Raw genomic sequence first — 20,050 nt, 5'->3', positions numbered from 1 at the left:
GCTAGCGAACAGTATCCCGGAAAACACAGGTGAACGGTCGGATTGACAAATCGACTAAGAGCGAGTAGCTTTACCACACATCCAGTCATATTCCTAGGTTGGTGGTGTGATCCGTCCTTAGGAGGTGAACGATGCCAAAGATAGAACGCGATAATTGTGGGCGGAAGGTCACGGTCAACGGGGAGGGCCAAGAGTCACACGCGCCGATGCGGTATTACCGGCGCTGTGGTGAGGAACTCTCGCCGCGCAAGGATTGGTGACGTACCGCACCCCCAGAGAGCCGCGGTTTCACATACGCCATGCGTGGGTCAGTTCGTGGCGAACGGTCGCACTGAATTGCTCCCAGCCCTGCGAATCGTAGGCGTCCCACGTGAGCGAGATCGTAATCCCGCCGCTCTCAGGGACGTATGTCGTCGCTCCTATCGTTCGTTGCGCACGCTTTACTAGATGCTAGAAATTCGCCGTTCTCCTGGTCTACTGCTATACTATCGATTTAGGGATGTGGAGCGCGTATACGATACTATGCCGTCCGATGAACTCAGTCCCGATCATGAAGGGTATGCTTCAATCGAAGCGGCAGATCGTGATGTTCCCTTCACACTCGGGAGACCAACTGCTCTTCCAAGTGGATATCGACGGATTCAATTGCATGTCCAAGAAGCCAGCGAGGTTGGCCACTTTGGAATGAGTGCTTGGATGGTCTTTGAGAGTGAAAGCGGCGATCCAAGTGAACATTTGACTCTAAGGGCCCGGTCAGCCGACGATCCGAGTGTTCCTGGCCATCCGTATGGCGTTGATGAAGAAGTGTTGGTGAATGGACGCCCTGGCACATTTGCAATGACTGATCATTTAGAGGTGAGTCCAGCCCACCTGAAGACGAATTTGTTGAAGTAGATTCTCTACCACGTGGAGCATCTGTTGCACCACCAGAGAGGCAAAAGGGAGTTCTCGAATTCATTGACGAAAGTGGGACGTATTATTATCTAATAGGCCCGTTTAGCCGCGACGAGTTGGTTCGAATTGCAGAGTCAATTGACTAATGGCCAAATGAGAGGGTTGTTGATTTGAGGGGGGATTCGATGTTAGTATGATCCACTAACCAGAGTATGTACTTTGCATCTAAGCCAATAGCGATGGTTAGAACTCAATCAGGAAGCAGTAGCCTGCGAAAATCTTCCTCTTATCTCTCCGTTATCGCGAGAACTACTTAAAACGAAATTTATGGATACGTCTGTTTGGTGCCTCCTTCCCAATGGGTGAGGATGGCTGTTGTTGGCACCTGTCCATCGTGGGGCACGTGAAGAAGTTTCGCATACGGTACCCAGTCATTGGTTTGACCGGGGTGAGCGATGCAGGTATACGCATTGAAGGTAGTCGCGTTTTTTCGCTCAACGCCGAGTATCTGGAGTGGGCTTGACTCACCTGATGTGCCAACTTGGATTCCGAGTACCACCTTGTTGTCGAACTCTGTATCTTTCACCCACTGTTTAGCTGCGCCACCAAAGACCCGCGAGTTGAATCGATTCGTTTCATCACGGTCAGTAACGAGGACGGCTCCTTCTCCAATAAAGAGTGAAGTTGTATCCCGTTTTTCGTATGAAAGTTCGTCTTCCAGAGTTGGATTTGACAATCAAAGGCCAAAAGGGACAGACAGCCACTACTGAGTGTGAGGGCAGTCGCAGAGAGAAATACACGGCGTTTCATAGCATGATATCCGTTTAGTCAAGAATAAGCTTCGTGGTGAGTGAAATAACTCTTTGTCACTATCGCAGTTGTCATCGAATCGGCAGTCACAGCACCGTCACTCATTGTCGTGTGTGCCAAGGCATAACGTAAAGCCATCTACACACCTCTTAGAAACTATGAACAACCACCCATCACCCACAACTCGATCCGCATGGACAACCCGGTCGACACTCGTGCTCTTTGGCTTTCTCGCACTTACGTCACAATTGCCAGCAGTCGTTGATATCTACAGCAATGTAGTCTTTCGATTGCTCTACATTCCGGCGTATCTTGTTTCACTTCTCGTCTACGAAGGACTTGGGATCGAACACGTCACCTATGCGCTTGATGCACAGGTTCTAGGAGCGCAGCCGTATTTGTGGGATAGCGGGCAGGTCGTCACGTACTATCTCTTCGCAGTGAGTGTGATATGGCTCGGACAACGTTTCAAACACTTCGGACGGAGAGAACCTCCTCGGACACCGACTAATGGCAAGTAAATCTTCATCAGCTCACACAGGGAGCCGCTTACTCGGCACTCTTGCTGTTATCTCTACAAGTGTTGCAGCAATCTATCTCCTGCTCCCTAACCCACTTGCTGATGCGTTCTTCGCCGGATGGGTGCTGGTGAGCGTCATCCTCTCACTTGTCGGTGGGATTGCCGCCTGGAAGCAGTGGATACCCCTTGTCTGGGTGGCAGCACTCTTAATGACGGCACTATCCATTGTGGGAATGTGGTCGATCGGTCTCTTCATCGCTCCCGCTGCACTCTGCTTGCTTGGCGCTGCCCTGCTCTCCTCCCGGGCTGGGCCGCGTGAAGGCGTTCAGAAGACAGTCAGTAGTGAATCACCGGCTGTGTCGGAGATGATACGGAAGATGGGCGGTGGTATCGGTGCTGTGACTATTGGTAGCTGGCTCATCTATGTCGGCGCGTTCGCTCAGGAATTGTTTGGAGCGTGTGCAACAGAAGGGTTGGAGTGTACGATTAATAAGATAAACTGGGCGGGAGTCGGGATGACCGTTCTGGGGGTGACTATGGTGGGATTCGGTGGGGTACTACTGTGGAAGCACTTTTCGAGTATTCGCGTGTTTGTGGCACAACAGAACGGGTAGGTGGTGATATTCGAGACCGTGACGTGAGAGGGAGAAAAAGTTGAAACGAGTTAGTTCGGTAGTGCTTTGCGACCCGTTCTCACGCACGGCCAACACGGGAAGCCACCGAGGCCGTCACAATCGCGCTCTTCGGGTTCAGCGTCGTCTTCGTCCGTCTCGTCGTCGTCCGACGGGAACGCCGTCAGGGTGCCATCATCCGTCGCGGTTTCGACGGCAGCCATGTGCTTACAGACGGCGCTCCGGTGAACGTGGTGCGGACAGGTACAGGCCATCAATTCGTCAGTCACGTCGTCGATGGAGACTGTGTATTGGTGGTCTGCAGGCGTCTCGTGACTCTCGTTGGTCACGTCAACCATTCCGGGAGCCTCGACGTCGAAGGAGAATTGTTCGGCCTGTGCACGTTGCTGTGCCGTCTCGAATCGTTTTGTATTGAGGAGAAGTTATTCCTTAATCGTCGAACTCGGCTGCGGTAATCCTTTCGAGGAATTCGACACTGACATACCGATATTCAACGTCGTTTGTGAACCCATGACTGGGAAGCAGTGATTCTGCCGCCCGTCCTGCTGGTTTGTCTGTGGTCAGTAAGACAACAGAGCTTGTTTTACCAGTATCGAAGAGCTGTGCTGCGAGGCCGATAAGCGCAGTATCCGTCTTTTCGATTGTATCCTCGGGTCGATCCGTGTCGTTCGCGATAAATCGGCGGGCTGCATCCATCACTCGCGAGACACGAGAATTGGTGTAATCGAGTTCATCGGCAATTTGGATCCATCCTTCGTCAACTCCCTCTTGCCAACGGCTGTTGCTCGATGGATAAGCTTCGTCGTCAGGATCACCACCAAGTTCTTCATACACGCGACGAGGGACGAGCAGCGAGACATCAGCTTGTCGGACAGCGCGGCGAAGGCGTTGGTACTTCTCGTTGTCCGGCCCGCCACACCGGACGAAAACACCCGTGTCTACGATATACGTCGTCATTCGTCGTCGGAGTGGGAACGGATGACTGGTTCGAGAGCTTGTAAGATGATCTCGGCTTCGAGTGGTGAGAGATCAAGTTCGCGAGCCATGATTCGGTGATTGACAGTGCCATCCACGAACTCACGAGCGTACTCTAGGGCAGTTGCGAGGCCATCGATACCGTGCCGGTCAATGTAGACGTCGATATCCTCGTTTTCTGTGCGGCGTGCTGCAGCATCCACGAGTTCATCCGTGATAGTTCGCGTCTCACCGTCTGTCGTCAGCGTGAGTGAAAGCGGTTCGGCTTCGAATTCGTAGGGGCGGTTGTCTTCCTGTTTCGTCAGTAATCCTGCACCTTCGAGTGTTCGAACGTAGTCGTAGGCGGTCCCCTGTGGAACATCGAGTTCGGTGACGAAATCCGCGACAGTAGCGCCGTCAGAACGAAGTGTATAGGTGTAGATTCGCGCCAGTGTTGGGTTCTCCAGTAGTTCGACCACTGTTTGGAGTTGCGCAATTGGTATCGAATCGGTGGAGGCGGCAGACTGTGCCATCGTAGTTATGAATTATGCATAATTCGTAATAACTCTTCCGCTCGTGTTGTGTTACAGCGATGGAGTTACTGAGAGATAGTATGAACTACTAACCAGTGCAGGCTCTTACGTGATATAGGAGCGATAGAAATAACTCATGCAGAAAGCAGTGAACCGCGAAAATCTTCCTCGTATCTACTATTTATCGCGATAACTACTTAAACGAGAATTGGTTAGTAGCTGTTGGTCTCTTCAACGCGAATTGCACCGCCGCACTTGGAGCAACTGTACTTCTCAGGGTTGCGAACCATCTTCGAACGCCGATAGCACGGAATCCGACCGCCGCAGTCCTTGCACACCAGCCACCACTGTGGCGCAGTGAAGCGTTCGCAGTGCTGCGAAGTGTCCAGGGTGTTAGTCCAGCGGGTGAACGTGGCTCCGTGATCCGCTTCGCCGAACTCGTGGTACTGCCATGCGTGAATCAATTCATGGCGCACGGTCGAACTGAATTGCTCCCAGCCCTGCGAGTCGGAGGCGTCCCACGTTAGCGATTTTCTATCGGCTCAATCAGCACCCCACTCTTCGATATATCGGGTACGGTACAGGAGCTGCGGTCAAAACAACATGGTCTGCGCTGACCGTCCTCCAGTTTCGAACAGGCTGTCTCGATCCGTCGCTCGCGTGTCTCAGACTTTTTAGCTGAGCGGATCCAGCGGATATATTCCCAGCGTGCTTTCGTTGTGATATCATCCCAGAGAGTCTGTGCCTCTGGATGGTTTGCAAGAGCATTCTCCAAGTCCGCTGGCACCGTGGGTTCCGGCCATTCGCTTACCGGCTCAATCTCCAGTGTCACGGTGTCGCCAGCGTCTACTCCAGCGTTTTCACGTATGGATTTGTCTATCTCGAACCAGTGGCTTCCTTCACCGTCTGGTTCAAGCGGGGTCTGAAAGTGGAACCCGTTGATGGCTCCGCAGGCCATTACCATGCCGCGTGATGGGAGCTTCTCACTCGCGCACTCAGGTAGCCTGAGGACTGTCCGCGAGCCGATTGTAACCAGTTGAGCGGTAAAGTTGACTTTTGATTTTGACATTGTTCTTTGATCAAAGCAGCTTAGTTTCCGTTATATGCTGTTTGCAATTCTGCAATGTCGAGCTTCTTCATCTCCAGCAGTGCCTCCATCATGCGCGCATTGGCCTCTGGGTCGTCGTCCGGCAGCTCGTTCAGCATCGTCGGCGTAATCTGCCACGAGACACCAAATTTGTCCTTCAGCCAGCCACACCGCTCGGCCTCGGGTGCCGCGCTGAGTGCGTCCCAGAGTTCGTCGATTTCGTCCTGGGTTTCACAGTTGACGATGAGGGAGATAGCTTCGTTGAACGCGAAGTCCTGTTCAACGCCAGTATCCATAACGGCCAGCCAGACGTCCTCGACTTTGAAATCTCCGAAGGCAAGCGCCCCTTTCTTGGCTGGACCGGTGTCTTCCGGGTAACGTTCCAGGTGGCCCAGTTCGGTATCAGCGAAGACACTGGTGTAAAAATCAATAGCTTCCTCGGCTTTGTTGACGTTGTCCTGTGTGAACATGAGGGACGGCACCAGATCCGGCCGCCAGTCGCCTTCGTTGCTGGGGAGGATGAGCTGCCACGTGACACCATATTTATCCTGCACCCAGCCATAATAGTCGCTGAACGGGTGTTCATCAAGCTGGATGAGTACTTCGCCACCATCGACAAGCCGTGCCCATAACTCATCCATTTCCTCTTTTGTTTCTCGACTCACGAAAAACGATATCGACGGGTTGAAACTGAACTCTGGCCCGCCGTTGAGCGCGACAAACGTGAACCCTTCAACCTGGAAGGCAACCGTCATCACGCTGCCGGCTTCCCTGCCGGTTATCTCCTGCCCGGCATCTGGGTAATGGGTCGTGCCCTTGATCTCCGCGTTTTCAAACACGGAGGTGTAAAACTCCGCGGCTTCCACTGCTTGGTCATCGAACCAGAGGTTCGGAGTGATTTTTTGTCTGGATTCGACCGCATTTTCTGTTTCAGTATTTGATGTCATGCCTACACCTCTCCAGTAGAGATAGGCTAGCAAGTGTCATATAAACGCGCTAAGTTCAGTGAAAGTGAACCAGTACTACCCGTGTCTCCATTCCTCCTTAAATTAGATATATTAAAAGACTGAAACGGTGGTTAGTTCGGCAGTTCTTTTCGCCCCTCACAAACGCATGGCCAGCACGGGAAGTCACCGAGGCCGTCACAGTCACAGTCTTCGGGTTCGGCATCATCGTCGTCCTCCGACGGGAATGCGTTGAGCGTCCCGTCGTCTGTTGCGTTTTCAACGGCGGCCATGTGCTTGCAGAACATGTTCTGATGGACGTGGTGCGGACAGGTGCAGGCCATCAGTTCTTCAGTCACGTCGTCGATGGAGACTGTGTACTGGTGGTCTGCGGGGTTCTCGTGGCTCTCGTTGGTGACTTCGACGAGTCCAGGAGCATCGACGTCGAAGGAAAACTGTTTCCACTGGGCGCGTTTCTGTGCCGTCTCGTCAGCTTCACGGGCTGCGGATGGGTTTGTACTCATGGTCTTTCGAGCCTTGGTATACGAAAGACCAGCGTCGGGTGGTTCAGCATCTGGCGCGGTTCTCCGTTCATCATGCTCGAGGGCACCGTTTTTCTTGCCAGCTGAAGTCATTCTACCTGGAGCCCTGATGGATAACAAACTGCTCAAAATGAGTAAATATATGATTTACGAAAGGTTCAGAATCTGCTTATAAACGGCCTGTATTTGTTGATAATTGCCGAGATTGGGTTCAAATCGGTATTACTGATGGTAGTAATCGGACCGAATGATTATATCACCACTCGTGTATCGTTATTGGAGAGTACGATGAGCATGATTCAATCCGTTGAGACCCGACACTGCGATGCTGGATGGCGTAACTACCACTTTCTCCGCATCACCACCGATGAGGATGTAGTTGGCTGGAGTGAGTACGACGAGAACCTGGGTGCTACTGGTATCACCACGGTAATCGACGACATGGCTCCAACGTTGATCGGTGAACCCGTGAATGCCGTAGAGCACATCCGTGCGCGCCTCGTTGCCCAGGCGCGCCAATCCCTGACCGGCGTCATGGCCATGGCCATCGGTGCCATCGAGAACGCCCTGCTCGACGCGAAGGCGAAGGAAATCGGCGTTCCCTGCGTCGACCTACTGGGTGGGGCCGTCCGCAAGGAGGTACCGGTGTACTGGTCGCACTGCGGCACCTATCGCATCACTCGGTCGGAGTGGTACGACCCAGTGCGCACTCTGGAGGATGTGACGGCCCTAGGTGAGGAGGTGCGTGAAAGTCAGTTCACAGCCCTGAAGACTAACATCTTCGATTTCAGCGGCGACGAGCCGGCGAACTGGGCCCCGGGCTTCGGCCGGCCGTTCCACCCATCCCTAACTATTGAACGCCCCCAGCTGCGAGCGTTGCGGCGCTATCTAGACGCTCTCCGGGAGGGGACTGGACCGGACGTGGACATCCTTTTGGATCTGAACTACAATGCCAAGCCGGAAGGCTACATTCGCATCCTGCAGGAACTCGCTGACTTCGATCTGTTCTGGGTCGAGATCGACTCGCCCAATGCGGAGGCGCTGGCGGACGTTCGGCGCGAGAGCCCACACCCGATCAGCTCCTGCGAAGCGCTGGTACCGCACGAAGCATTCGTGCCCTTCCTGCGTGAACAGGCAATGGACGTGGTCATCATCGACGCGCTCTGGAACGGTATCTTTCAGTCCACGAAGATCGCGAGCATGGCTGATGCACACCAGCTGCATGTAGCGCCACACAACTATTATGGACATCTGGCCACGTTCATGAACGCACATCTGGCAGCTGCTGTGCCCAACCTTTGTATTATGGAAACCGATATCGATCGGCTTCCCTGGGATGACGAACTGTTCACTACAGTCCCGGAATTTCGCGACGGGCACATGCAGCTGCCCACAGAGCCCGGCTGGGGCTGCGAACCTGACGAGGGGGCGCTCGAACGTCATCCTGTTAATTCCTGATCCTGGAATGTTGCAGAGTCTGACTACTGTGTAACAAGAGCGGAAAATTACGATATCTATGACACTGACTCGTGATTCGGAGACAAAATTTCTCACCAACCAGTTTTTACAGCAGGCAATGTAGCGAACGTGATGCGGACACGTACAGGCCATCAGTTCGCGGGTCACGTCGTCGATGGAGACGGTGTACTGGTGCTCAGCGGGGTTGTCGTGGCTCTCGTTGGTGACGTCGACCATTCCGGGGGCCTCAACATCGTAGGAGAACTGTTCCCACTGCGCGCGTTGCTGTGCCGACTCGTCAGCTTCAAGTTCACTAGGCGTTTTCGTACTCATGGTCTTCTTGGCTTCATTACGGAAGACCGGTGCCGGGTGTTAGAGCACCCGGCGCGTTTCCACACGCTCGAGGACACCGTTCTTCCTTACCAATTGCTACGCACCAAATGGTAATAAAGCTTGTCCTGTTGCTTCGCACCAATAGGATTACGTCGGTCAAAATTCTATAGATGAGTATGAGCCGAGAACGGAACCGAGATACTGGTCGATACGTCCAGACACTCACCCTCGACGCTGTCCTTCGGGCAATGCGTGAAGCCAGTGATCCGGTCGTCACTGCCAAGGAACTGAGTGAGCGACTAGATTGTTCGTCAGAAGCAGCCCGTCAGAAACTCGTTCAGCTCCACGATCAAGGGCTAATCGAACGTCGGAAGGTTGGTGCGGGGGCAGTCATCTGGTGGATCGACGAGGATGCAGCATAATCGAGCGGTATCAATGCAGACGATCCGTTTTGGCCGCTGAAGCCAGCTGCTGGTGAGCCAGTCGAGGAGGACGAGATCGACGATATCCTCTACGGTGGCGATGAGTGAGCAGCCACAGCCGCTGTTCATCGATACGGGGTCATTCTTTGCCTGGGTGAACACTCGTGCTGGGCGGCACGAGATTGCGCAGTCTGTGTTTGACGCGCTTCGTCGTGAAGCGATTCCGTATCAGCCGTTGTTCACGAGTCGGTAGGTACTCTCGGAGCTAGCCACACTCACCAGTCGGAAGGTCAATCATAAGACAGCTGTCGATGCACTCCAGACAATTCGGCGCTCGGAGAGTTTCAATATTCTCCCTGTTGGTGAGAGTGTGTTTGCTGCGGCTTGTGATGAGTTCGAGCGCTATGACGACCAGCAAAGAACGAGCCTATCTCCCATCATCTCGACCGGGAAGTCCGAATCACCTGAAAATACAGAACAGAGACTCAAATGCGTGCTCAGGTGATTTGCTCGTCTATCAATCACCGCGAACGATAAATCACGAGAAACCCAGCCAGAAGTAAGAGGATCGTCGATAAGACGGTCGTGATGCTCCCGAGTGCGAACAGTTCTGGCGTGGCCCGGCGGGACGATGCGATCGAAAACACCTGGATGGGCATCGTATTCTGCCGCCCAACTAGCAACAGACTCCGCGTCGCCTCATTGTATGAGAGGGTAAACGCGAACACAGCTGCGCCGAGGACGGTTGGTGCAATCTGTGGAAGCGTTATCTCTCGAAATATTGTTCGCTCGTCCGCCCCCATGATGCGGGCTGCTTGTTCGTTTTCCGGCAAATTAGGTGGAATCCCCGCCAGCAAAACGATCGTCGCGAACGGGAGCGTCCAAACGACGTGAACAGTAAGTGCTAGCCATAGTCCATGGGAGAGGCCAAGTAATTGGTTGAGAAACAGTGTCGCTCCGACACCGTACGTAATCCCTGGGGTGATGATACCGAGTAAGAGAAGGTAGAGGACGGCGTGACGGCCTTGGAACCGTCGACGATATGCGAGGACGGTCGCCGTCGCGAGTATGGTCGCAATGATCATCGTCACGAAGGCAAGTTTGAGCGACCGCTCGACAGCGGTGATTATTCCTTGACTCGTGAACAACTCCACATACCAGCGAGTACTGAAATCAACGAACGGGAACGTCAGGCCACCCTCATTGAACGAGAACACGATCAACGAGAGCATTGGAAGATATATGTACAGCGAAATCAACACAGCGTAAATCCCAAGCAACCATCTCATATCGACTTGCTCAAAGAACGAGGTCACAATGTCTGTGAGCGAGCGGGTCGTTGGCGTTACGTGACCAGTTCGTTCACTCGTTTCAGTGTCGTTCGCCATTTCCAGAGATGATCCTTTCTCGTAGTTCGTTTCCTTATCTCGAGGGGCGCTGTTTCAAATGATCAACCCCACCACCATGAGAAGGCAGGTGAGAGTGACTCGTAGTGTTATTCTTCAAATTCCTGGGCTACAGTGTCCATCTCTTTGAACTCGACTCCATCCTTCGTTTGCATGTGCTGGATGAGTTTCTCAAGTCGCTGGATCCGATGGGCCTGTCCCATGACTTGCGGATGCATAGTGAGGATGAAGACCCCGTCGTCGACGTGGTCATACATCCAGTCGAACTGGTCGTACCAACGTTGGAAGATAGAATTCTCACTGACATATCCCATTCGATGAGGACGTGCCCACGTGAACGTCAATGGCGGCCAATCGTCACGTTGCCATGAGACTGGAAGCTCGACGAGATCGGTTGGCTCCCCACGCTCGTACGGGCCATCCTCTGGGGCACTCCATCCACCATAGACGTAATGTGGTTTGAAATCGGACGCCATCTTGCTCGAATCCCAGTCGAATCCGAGTTCCTGCAGGATGTCGAGTGTATGCTGTGAGAAATCCCATGCCGGAGAGCGATACCCGGTCGGTTCACGTCCGGTGATGTCCTGAATGCTCTCGATTCCGCGTTCTATGTCTGCTTGCTCGTCTTCTCGCGTCTCGAATGTCGCTGGCCCAGTGTGACTCCAACCGTGATGTTGAATATCATAGCCGCGATCCCAGACCTCACCACTGGCTTCCTCGAAGCTATCGATTGTGTGACCAGGAATGAACCAGGTTGCTGGGATGCCGTACTTATCGTGTAGGCCGAGCAACCTCGGTGTCGCTACTTCTGCCCCGAAAACCCCACGAGAATGTCGGGTTGGCATGTCCCACGAGTCATATGACCAGAGCCACGTCGATACCGCATCGAAATCGTATGATAGACAGACTGTTGCGTCCGTCATAAGTCGGAGCACACCGTGATGATAGATAAGAATATTATAATGAATCTTTAATTATTTATAATTATATATTATGGGAGAAGAGTTGAAGTACGGTTGGAAGACATTGAATCTCCGCTACTTCAATCTAGAATCTGTGTTGGTCTGTTTCCATAATTTATGTCGTTGTGGTGTCACAGCATTTATCTAGCTAATACTAGCCGTAACTCGTAAAAACAGATTTTTCTCTCGGTATTCCTTTCCGCAGTCGATTTCGATATTTTTCACTTTTAGATAACAAATCTCTTTTTGAGGATCAGTCGGAGTCATCTTGAAACTCTGCATCGATTGCGTCATCGACCTTCAAAATGAGTTGCGCGATCTCTGTCGCACAGATGTACTGTTGTCGACGATAGGCAACGGGATCAAGCAGACCAGCGTCGACCACATTTCCTACTTCACCTTCAGGGAGAATGAGACCAAATTCTTGATCTCCATTCTCGTATTTTGCACGCAACGTTGCAAGCGTCGCGATTGGATCTCGCCCTGCGTTCCGGATAAGAGTCGCCAGTACGGATTCAACAGCACTCGCAAATCCCGAAATTGCTAACTGTTCACGTTCTCCCACCGATATCGCAGTGGATTCGAGCGTACGTGCGACGTGCAATTCAGTTGCTCCGCCACCCGGCACGACCCCTGGGACATAGTGTTTGCATCCTTGTGCTGCTCCGACTGCCGCTGCTGCCTTGCGCACTTGGCGGGTCATTTGCTCGCTTAACGATCCGGAGACACCACGGAGGACGGCGGTCACGGAAGTTGGGTCTCGACACTCATCAAAGACGATAATGTGCCGATTCTTCCGTCGATGTCGTCGGGGCTCAATCTGTTGTTCTTCAACTAAGCCCGCATATCCAAGGTCTTCCGTGGTGGCATCGTCCGGCTTTACTACCGGCGTTGCTCCCGTCGCCTGATTGACGTGAGGAAAGTCGAGGCTCGTAACGCCTCTGATGCCGAGAATACCAGCATCTGCAAGCAAACGCAAATAGTGTGGGTCGATTCCAGATTGCGTTATGACGACGTCTACGCCCATCTCGGTTAGATACTCGACGACTTCGTGTCGCCTCGTCTGCTCCGAATCGTGAATCGCGGCCGTTAATTCAATTGAATCAACTCGAACCCCGGAGATGGATTCTGGTTCTCGAATCTGAAGTCCACGGTTCTCTTGGCCACCGAGAACGAGTATATTGGCATCTCGTTTTCGACGTGGCATCTCAGGATGGGCACGACCATGCCTATCGAGAACGGCTCCACGAACGAGCGCCGAATCCGCGATTCGCCCCTTCGAAATCTGTCGCACTACGAATGTTATTTCATCTGGCATACCGACGGTTTCGACCGCTTCGACCGCCAGTTGCGACCATTCATCCGAGAACTGTCCGACATCGTTCCCCGTCATGGCCGTTTGAGCGACGTTTCGAGCGGCCTCGGCCGAGTTAGCAAACGACTGTAGATCCCGTGTCGTTTTATTGAACGTCTCGATGGCGGTGTCGAGTGCTATCTCGTAGCCCGAGACGATCGTTGCCGGATGCAGACCGGTTTCGAGCAGTGACGATGCTTCATCGAGTAGTGCCGCCGCAAGCACGACGGTTGTCGTCACGCCATCGGGAATCCGTTCTCCTTCGACAGCCGTGTCGCCAGGGCGCTCTGGGCCGATAACGCGAAGCAACACTGGCGCAATTGGATGCTCAAGTGGCAGTTCCTCGAGAATTGTCGCACCATCGTTCGTAACCACGAACTCGTCAGTGCCGGGGATACCTCGCTCGGCATCCCCACTCCGTGTTTCGAGTTGCGTCAGAATCAACGTATCCTGCGGTGTCGGCCCGAGCGAACTCCGCATGATCTCGGCGATTGCGTCGATTGCGACGATGTTTGCCTCTGGGAACTCAGGTACCGATTCATTTCTCAACTCTGATTTTCTTGCTCCCCCCATAGTTTACTACTATACTGACTCTAATGAAGCGATGGTGTCTTGTCGAGGTGGCATAGATTGATCGTTCGACTTCATTCGAAGTACTCCCGTACAGATTCGATACTGTCGCTTACCTCGCAGGCTAACATCAGTTTGATTCGAGCTTTGTGTGCCGGAAGATCATCGCCGAAGATTGCACCATGCTCGGCTAGTGTTTTCCCACCACCATCTGTCCCATACACAGGCGTGACACTACCGGCGGGACATCGTGAAGTGACAACGACCGGAATGCCAGTATCGACTGTATCGGCAATGGCATTTCCTAGCGCAGCAGTCGTGTTCCCGAGCCCTGTTCCTTCAAGAACGATGCCGTCGACAGAACCGTTCCGCGCATCGATAATTGCACTTCCATCGATACCGACTCCACTTTTGACCATTGCGACGTCACTGTCAGTTTCGAGAACAGGGATATCGACGGATCGACTTCCTGGTTGACGAAATAATCGAACTGTCTCGCGTGTGATCGTCGCGACAGGGCCTTTTTCCGGTGATCGGAACGTTTCGAGTGCGGTTGTATGCATCTTCACTACGTCTCTTGCCGCGTGAACCTGCTGGTTGAATGCGACGTAGACACCACCGTGGTTTCGGAAGCGGTCATGTGTTACCGCACGGACTGCCGTCCGAAGATTCGCTGGCCCATCCGGACTTAACTCGTCTGGTCGGCGCTGCGCACCAGTAAAGACAACGGGAATATCACAATCAAGCGTCAGGTCAAGATAGTACGCGGATGTTTCCATCGTATCGGTTCCATGGGTAACGACAACCCCGTCTATCCCTTCATCCGCCGCACTCTGCGTTTGTTGAGCGAATGTCGCGAGTGTCTCCGTATCGAGATCGAAACTCGGCACTTGCGTCACCTGCTCTACCGAGATATCGGCATATTTCCCGATTTCGGGGACAGCATTGAGCAATTCGTCGCTTTGTTTGCTTGGGGTTGCCCCACTATCCCCGCCGGTACTGGCGATTGTACCGCCTGTCCCCAGAACCTTGATATGGGGCATCATATCACACATTCCAGCATCAGTGAGAAAACGATTTCGCTCGTATTCCGAACGGTGCTATGATATTTTTGCATAATACACGGTGTCAGTAAAGGAGCTCTGGTATCTGTCCTGTTTATTACCACATATATAAATGACTCACCTGGCAACATCCTTAGTTAATAATCATTACGGATGGTGTTGAACGCTAGCTTGGGCCATGAGAGACAACCTGACACGCCGAAACTTTATGAAATTCGCTGGCTCCGCATCGGCGGGGGCAGCATTAGCTGGCGGTGCGGAAGGGGCGAATGCTGCACTGAGTCTGTCACAAAACCAAGGCGGGTTACAAAACGGTCAACGACCGGTTCAGTGGGCGAGCACTGCCTACGCAGCTCGGGATGGTCAAGCGAACAAGTTCCAGGAGATGACCGACATTCCGATAAACCGAACCATCGGTGACCTTCCAACGACACAACAACGCATCTTGAGTGGTGGGAATAGAACCTTCGATGCTGTTTCCGTCGATACCTCGAGTGCCGGGGCGCTCACGATGGATAACGATGTAACCGCGGCGACCCCGACGAACCAACTCGACAAATGGGACAGCGAGAATATCTCCGATCTATTTACTAGTCCCAGGGAACGGCTGTCGGAACAAATCGGAGCACAGGCACAGACACTTAGTCAACAGCTTTGGATGAATCCGGGCAATCAACAGCAACTACGCTTCCCACCGACGATTTACAACTTCGACGCGATCGGATATAATCCGAATGCCATTGAACCGGGGAGCGTCTCGAGGTGGTCTGCACTCTTTGCTGATGAGTATCAGGGCCAGGTATTGTTCGACGCAATCGCGGCAATCGGAATACCTGAAGCCTTGATGCATTTGATGGACAACAACATGGTTCAGGGCGATGTCGGCCAACTGAACGATCCTACCAGAGACCAACTCGATCAGGCGATCGACTTCCTCGTTAAGGAGAAAAGGAGCGGTCAATTCCGCTCAACATGGACTGCGTACGGCAATTCGGTGAATTTGATGGCCAGTGAAGAGGCCATCATTGGGGATATTTGGCAACCGGCGGCCCTCGACGTTCGTCGGTCTGGCACTCCGTGTAAATACGCAACGATGAGTGAGGGTGTTCAGGGCTATCGGTTCTGGTATGCCGGTATCATCCCGATCAAGCCCGGCGCGCAACAGCGGAACAACGTGGACGAGGTGAATACGCTCATCAACGACGTTCACTACGGCGCCTGGTTCCCGGGTTATATCCAAGGGTGGGGCTATTCCGTCCCTCAGTACCCGAACACGGAACTCGTCCGTACTGGCTCTGATGAATCTGGACAGGGCATGGGGCCGGAATACTACGACTGGGCATACCGCGGTGAACGAACCTACGAACCGGTCGAGGATCCAAATCTGTTCGATCCGCAATCGTACAACTGGTCGATGCAAGAAGGGAATCCGAGTCAGAACGGTCAACAACGTGATTCCGGCCCAATCGAAGAGCGGATTAACCGAATTGGGTTCTTCCAAATCTGGCCGAGCAACGCAGACTACATGATTCAACGCTGGAGGGACTTCGAGAGCGCCTGATCCGCCCCATTCACTACGATGGCATCATCACTTCGAACGCGTCTCGAACAGGCTGAAACACCGCTACTAGTCGGTCCAACCCTCCTCTGGTTTGTAATCTTCCTGCTCTTCCCGCTCGGTGTCATTCTCTACTATAGCTTTCTGACCTACTCGAGTTTCAACGTCATCCACGAGTTCACCCTCGAAGCATGGCAAGTCTCCGTCTTCGACGAAACCGTCTACAATGTGTTCATCAGGACGTTAACGATCGGTGTGGCAGTTACCATTCTGACGCTCGTATTCGGATATCCCCTGGCCTACTTCCTCCGCTTCTATATGGGCCAAACCAGTGGGATCGTCTTACTTCTCTTTCTCGTTATCCCATTCTGGACATCGAGCGTCATCCGAACGCTCGGTTGGTATCCGATTCTGGGTCGGACCGGCGTCATCAACAAGGTTCTGCTTAATCTCGGAGTCCTCCAAGAGCCGCTTAGTTGGCTCTTGTTCTCGCCATTCTCTCAGGTCGTCGGTTACATCCAGAATTACGTCGTGTTCATGGCAGCGCCGATCTACATCTCACTTGCGCAGATCGACCCGGATTTGCTCGATGCGTCAGAAACACTGCGTGGAAATCCGATCGCGACGTTTCGATACGTTACATGGCCACTCAGCCTTCCCGGTGTGATCATCGGATCGATCTTCGTTTTTGTCCTTTCGATCGGCAATTTCACAATTCCCCAGTTCCTCAGTGGCGGCGAAAGCACGATTACGACCCTCATCTATCTCACCGTCAACTCTGGACTGAACTATCCGGCTGCTGCTGCACTCTCGATCACGCTTCTCGTAGTCATTTTCATATTTGTTATTGGATTGACGCGGATTGTGGATATCACCGAAATAAGTCGGGGGTGAAATCGTTCGGCAATACAACTCCTGACTGGAAATCTGACTGAGTACCTCTGAGGGTTTCCCGCAAAATGTGTTTGGCAATCTATATACGGATCAAATCCGTCGCAAACCGGTAAATCACTCGCCGAGAATATCCGTGTGGAGATCGATATCCGGAACGACACTCGTTTGTTCAAGAAGAATACTGTCTTCCATATTCCAGCCAACAGTCACCGTGTCCCGTTCAATGGTCAATCGCTCTGAAGATTTGAATTGTAGTTCCTTCTTCGGTGCGTCCTCATTAGCCATCTCGAGGAGTAGTTGCGTTCCACGACCGGGTCGGTGAATAACATCCTTGACGCTACACGTGACCGTATTTGGCAGCGTGCTATCAAGACGGAGTGCCTGTGGCCGAACCACGAATGGAACCTCACGCCCGACTAAATCTGAAAGATCTGAGTGAGCAGTACGAGCGTTCACTTGAAACATTCCGTAGTCCGTCTCGACAGACGCACTCTGATCACCTTCATTGACTGATATTATCTCACCTGTGAAGATATTCGAGTCACCGACGAAGGCAGCGACGAATGCTGTCGACGGTTGATTATAGATCATCGAGACCGATCCCGATTGCTCGATATTGCCGTCGTTCATTACGATAATTTGGTCGGCTAATCGCATCGCCTGCGACTGATCGTGGGTGACGTAGACGAATGTGGTATCAAGTTCCCTGTGGATACGCAAAAGCTCTCGTTCCATGCGCTTTTGCATCTTGTAATCCAGATCACCAAGCGGCTCGTCAAGTAGCAGTAACTGTGGTTCAAGCACGAGACTGCGAGCGAGGGCAACGCGTTGCTTTTGACCGGCAGAGAGCGCTTCTGGTGAATCGTCTCGAACATCCGCTAACTGCATCAAGCGAAGTACGTCATCGATCTTTTTATCCTCAGTTTCTTTGTCGGTTCCCATCCGTTCGAGTCCATATCGAATGTTTTCCCCCACGGAGAGATGTGGAAACAGTTGAAAGTCCTGAAATACCAAGCTAATATCACGTTGATACGTTGGCGACCTCGTTATATCCGTCCCATTGAGGAGGATCCTACCTTCTGTTGTTTCGACCTTTCCGATGATCGAATGAAGCGTCGTAGATTTTCCGCATCCACTTGGTCCAATCAATACACAGAAGTCACCCGCCTTGACGTTGAAGTCGATAGAATCGACCGCTAACGTACCATCGTCGTAGATTTTCGTTAGATCCTGAACTACAAGCACATCTGGCTGTTCTTGAATTGTTACTTGTTGCTCCGATTCTGGTCGAGAAATATCGACATCGTCGCGTGTACTCGAATCAACCATGCTTAGATCGCCTCCAAATCCTCGACGGTCATCGTTTCTGTTACACTAATGGTATCGAAATATAGCGCATCAGTTGAATTCCAACCAAGAGAAATGGGTTGACCCATCTCTCCAACCGTCTTCTCTCCGTGTTCAACAATTTCGAGCAATTGTTCTCCAGATTCTGCCGGTACAGAAACAGTGAATTCCGTGATCTCACCAGAGTAGGTTCGCCCTTCAAGTCGACCCTCGAACGAATTCTCCATCGTTGTCGCACTATCACCAAGCACGATATTCTCCGGTCGCACGAGAGCGACAGATTCAGAGGGAAGTGTTTCGGCTTCAGTTGCGGTCACCGCAGTCACCGATCCCATTTCAGTATCTAGCGTCACGTGGTGGCCATCTCTGTCCTGAAGCTCCCCCCGAAAGAGATTCGAGTCGCCGATGAATCGTCCGACGAACGCCGTTTTCGGTTGATCATACACTTCTAGCGGTGACCCGACTTGCTCGATACGGCCCCGATTCATCACAACAAGTTTGTCCGCTAACTTCAGCGCTTGATCCTGGTTGTGTGTTACATAAACGTATGTGCTCCCTGTATCACGTTGGAGATGCCGGAGTTCGAGTTCCATCCGCTTTTGCAACTTGTAGTCAAGGTCGGCCAATGGATCGTCAAGTAACATTGTCTCACAATCTCGAACGAGTTGGCGAGCAAGTTCGACGCGTTGCTGTTGACCGCCGCTCAGCTCATTTGGTGGACTATTTTTCGTCTCTGTAATCGCCAGTAGATCGAGTATCGCATCGACGCGTTGTTCTATCTTTGTGGTCGAGAGATCTCGTTGTTCGAGGCCAAACGCGACGTTCCCTGCAACCGTCTTATGCGGAAACAGCGTGTTCTCGAATTCCTGGAATACGAATCCAACGTTCAAATCGCGTACGGGGACCGCTCCTACGTCCGTTCCGTTCAGTTCGACCTGACCGCCATTGGCATCTAATAGGCCAGCAATACATTTCAAGAGCGTACTTTTCCCACATCCACTCGGCCCAACAACCACACAGAATTCGCCACCGGCAATTTCGAGATCGATACCAGTAAGCACATCCTCGTGATCGAAGGTCTTCGATAGGTTCCCGATGGAAATGGCTGTCGTGGACATCCCCCTTTCCCCAAGTACCTAACTATTGTTTCTTATGAACTGAAAAAGGTTTCCCACGACTGGTTACTGGCAATGTGTGATTGACATCCTCCCCGCGCTAAAGCGCGAGGATTCCTCATGTTGAGGTTCGGTGCGACATCGAAGTGGTTGACGCCGTGGTCGAGCATGAGTTCAACCATCTGGTTTGCTCCCTACTGCTCGAGCCAGTTGAGTGCGATTGCACCAAATGTCATGATGGAGCTGTCGTGGCCAGTGGTATCCAGAGGACGCGTTTGCATAGTAAACAGTTACTGCCAGTCCACAAAAACGTATGTCGCGGAGAATTGCTCGCCTTGTCTGGGCAAGCTCTTGGTGAATAGTGAACTGATGGCTATGATGACAGACGAGAGAGAACGCGATACTAGCGGTCAATTTGCAGAGGAAACGACTGACGACGATATTCTGACGGTGATGCGCGAGTCAGAGTTTCCGGCAGTGACCGCTCGCTGGGTCGCGGATACGCTTGAGATTGAGCGGCCATCTGCGCATCGACGGCTTGAAGCACTGCATGAGGATGGAGAAGTTGAGCGTGGGAAGCTGAGCCCACGGGTTGTTATCTGGTGGATTCCAGAGGAATAGGTGCAATAGGTACCTTAGTTAGCATCGTCG

Annotated in this window: 20 protein-coding genes and 2 pseudogenes; 8 read left to right on the top strand and 14 right to left on the bottom strand. The window is 52.6% G+C overall.

The window, feature by feature from the left end; translation table 11 throughout:
- Positions 1-131 precede the first annotated feature (131 nt).
- The 3 genes from LIW51_RS38865 to LIW51_RS33455 all read left to right on the top strand — a co-directional run bounded on the left by LIW51_RS38865 (position 132) and on the right by LIW51_RS33455 (position 2,838).
- Entirely contained in the window at positions 132-260 is a 129-nt protein-coding gene (locus tag LIW51_RS38865) for a hypothetical protein (RefSeq protein ID WP_255767711.1), read from the top strand.
- Positions 261-522: 262 nt separating this feature from the next.
- Positions 523-894 carry a hypothetical protein gene (locus tag LIW51_RS33460; RefSeq protein ID WP_227380333.1) on the top strand — a complete coding sequence of 124 codons (372 nt, stop codon included), beginning with the start codon at positions 523-525 and terminating at the stop codon, positions 892-894.
- Between the two features lie 1,320 nt (positions 895-2,214).
- Positions 2,215-2,838 (top strand): hypothetical protein, encoded by a 624-nt coding sequence (locus LIW51_RS33455; protein ID WP_227380332.1) that lies wholly within the window; start codon positions 2,215-2,217, stop codon positions 2,836-2,838.
- Positions 2,839-2,888: 50 nt separating this feature from the next.
- Here LIW51_RS33455 and LIW51_RS33450 read toward each other — a convergent pair whose 3' ends face one another.
- From LIW51_RS33450 to LIW51_RS33420, 7 genes and pseudogenes are all read right to left on the bottom strand, one after another.
- Positions 2,889-3,194 (bottom strand): SWIM zinc finger family protein, encoded by a 306-nt coding sequence (locus LIW51_RS33450; RefSeq protein WP_227380331.1) that lies wholly within the window; start codon positions 3,192-3,194, stop codon positions 2,889-2,891.
- 91 nt (positions 3,195-3,285) lie between these two features.
- Positions 3,286-3,813 carry a PIN domain-containing protein gene (locus LIW51_RS33445; protein WP_227380330.1) on the bottom strand — a complete coding sequence of 176 codons (528 nt, stop codon included), beginning with the start codon at positions 3,811-3,813 and terminating at the stop codon, positions 3,286-3,288.
- Positions 3,810-4,343 (bottom strand): DUF7437 domain-containing protein, encoded by a 534-nt coding sequence (locus tag LIW51_RS33440; protein WP_227380329.1) that lies wholly within the window; start codon positions 4,341-4,343, stop codon positions 3,810-3,812. The genes LIW51_RS33445 and LIW51_RS33440 overlap by 4 nt, the downstream gene beginning before the upstream one ends.
- A 212-nt stretch (positions 4,344-4,555) precedes the next feature.
- Positions 4,556-4,837: pseudogene (locus LIW51_RS33435) on the bottom strand (SprT-like domain-containing protein); the annotation flags it as partial.
- Between the two features lie 29 nt (positions 4,838-4,866).
- Positions 4,867-5,412, bottom strand: coding sequence for a YdeI/OmpD-associated family protein (locus LIW51_RS33430; protein WP_227380327.1), 546 nt, complete (start codon positions 5,410-5,412; stop codon positions 4,867-4,869).
- Positions 5,413-5,432: 20 nt separating this feature from the next.
- Positions 5,433-6,377, bottom strand: coding sequence for a VOC family protein (locus LIW51_RS33425; RefSeq protein ID WP_227380326.1), 945 nt, complete (start codon positions 6,375-6,377; stop codon positions 5,433-5,435).
- 131 nt (positions 6,378-6,508) lie between these two features.
- On the bottom strand, positions 6,509-6,898 hold the full coding sequence (locus LIW51_RS33420; protein WP_227380325.1) for an SWIM zinc finger family protein: 390 nt from the start codon (positions 6,896-6,898) through the stop codon (positions 6,509-6,511).
- A 306-nt stretch (positions 6,899-7,204) separates the two neighbouring features.
- On the opposite strand from LIW51_RS33420, the gene LIW51_RS33415 reads away from it, so the two are divergent.
- Both LIW51_RS33415 and LIW51_RS33410 read left to right on the top strand, forming a co-directional pair.
- Positions 7,205-8,374, top strand: a complete 1,170-nt coding sequence (locus LIW51_RS33415; protein ID WP_227380324.1) for a mandelate racemase/muconate lactonizing enzyme family protein — start codon at positions 7,205-7,207, stop codon at positions 8,372-8,374.
- Between the two features lie 509 nt (positions 8,375-8,883).
- Positions 8,884-9,129: an HTH domain-containing protein gene (locus LIW51_RS33410; protein WP_227380323.1), complete on the top strand. Its 246-nt coding sequence runs from the start codon at positions 8,884-8,886 to the stop codon at positions 9,127-9,129.
- Positions 9,130-9,650: 521 nt separating this feature from the next.
- On the opposite strand, the gene LIW51_RS33405 is transcribed toward LIW51_RS33410, so the two are convergent.
- From LIW51_RS33405 to LIW51_RS33390, 4 genes are all read right to left on the bottom strand, one after another.
- Positions 9,651-10,361 (bottom strand): ABC transporter permease, encoded by a 711-nt coding sequence (locus LIW51_RS33405; protein WP_227380322.1) that lies wholly within the window; start codon positions 10,359-10,361, stop codon positions 9,651-9,653.
- A 263-nt stretch (positions 10,362-10,624) separates the two neighbouring features.
- Positions 10,625-11,458: a polysaccharide deacetylase family protein gene (locus LIW51_RS33400; RefSeq protein ID WP_227380321.1), complete on the bottom strand. Its 834-nt coding sequence runs from the start codon at positions 11,456-11,458 to the stop codon at positions 10,625-10,627.
- A gap of 292 nt (positions 11,459-11,750) precedes the next feature.
- Positions 11,751-13,400: a TCP-1/cpn60 chaperonin family protein gene (locus LIW51_RS33395; protein WP_227380320.1), complete on the bottom strand. Its 1,650-nt coding sequence runs from the start codon at positions 13,398-13,400 to the stop codon at positions 11,751-11,753.
- A 95-nt stretch (positions 13,401-13,495) separates the two neighbouring features.
- Positions 13,496-14,467: an asparaginase gene (locus LIW51_RS33390; protein ID WP_227380319.1), complete on the bottom strand. Its 972-nt coding sequence runs from the start codon at positions 14,465-14,467 to the stop codon at positions 13,496-13,498.
- Between the two features lie 196 nt (positions 14,468-14,663).
- Here LIW51_RS33390 and LIW51_RS33385 point away from each other — a divergent pair, with 196 nt between their 5' ends.
- Together LIW51_RS33385 and LIW51_RS33380 are read left to right on the top strand one after the other, a co-directional pair.
- Positions 14,664-16,046 (top strand): twin-arginine translocation signal domain-containing protein, encoded by a 1,383-nt coding sequence (locus LIW51_RS33385; RefSeq protein ID WP_227380318.1) that lies wholly within the window; start codon positions 14,664-14,666, stop codon positions 16,044-16,046.
- A gap of 18 nt (positions 16,047-16,064) precedes the next feature.
- Complete coding sequence (locus LIW51_RS33380; RefSeq protein WP_227380317.1) at positions 16,065-16,937, top strand: ABC transporter permease; 873 nt, start codon at positions 16,065-16,067, stop codon at positions 16,935-16,937.
- A gap of 114 nt (positions 16,938-17,051) precedes the next feature.
- Here LIW51_RS33380 and LIW51_RS33375 read toward each other — a convergent pair whose 3' ends face one another.
- The 3 genes and pseudogenes from LIW51_RS33375 to LIW51_RS33365 form a co-directional block, all read right to left on the bottom strand.
- On the bottom strand, positions 17,052-18,266 hold the full coding sequence (locus LIW51_RS33375) for an ABC transporter ATP-binding protein (RefSeq protein ID WP_227380316.1): 1,215 nt from the start codon (positions 18,264-18,266) through the stop codon (positions 17,052-17,054).
- 2 nt (positions 18,267-18,268) lie between these two features.
- Positions 18,269-19,402, bottom strand: coding sequence for an ABC transporter ATP-binding protein (locus LIW51_RS33370; RefSeq protein ID WP_227380315.1), 1,134 nt, complete (start codon positions 19,400-19,402; stop codon positions 18,269-18,271).
- 128 nt (positions 19,403-19,530) lie between these two features.
- A pseudogene (locus LIW51_RS33365) lies at positions 19,531-19,680 on the bottom strand (aldo/keto reductase); the annotation flags it as partial.
- Positions 19,681-19,777: 97 nt separating this feature from the next.
- On the opposite strand from LIW51_RS33365, the gene LIW51_RS33360 reads away from it, so the two are divergent.
- A complete protein-coding gene (locus LIW51_RS33360) occupies positions 19,778-20,020 on the top strand; it encodes a response regulator of citrate/malate metabolism (RefSeq protein WP_227380314.1) in 243 nt (80 codons plus the stop codon).
- The last annotated feature ends 30 nt before the right edge of the window (positions 20,021-20,050 follow it).

Source organism: Haladaptatus halobius (assembly GCF_020618475.1).
GTDB classification, from domain to species: Archaea; Halobacteriota; Halobacteria; order Halobacteriales; family Haladaptataceae; genus Haladaptatus; species Haladaptatus halobius.
This window is presented reverse-complemented; position numbering and strand designations above follow the sequence as displayed.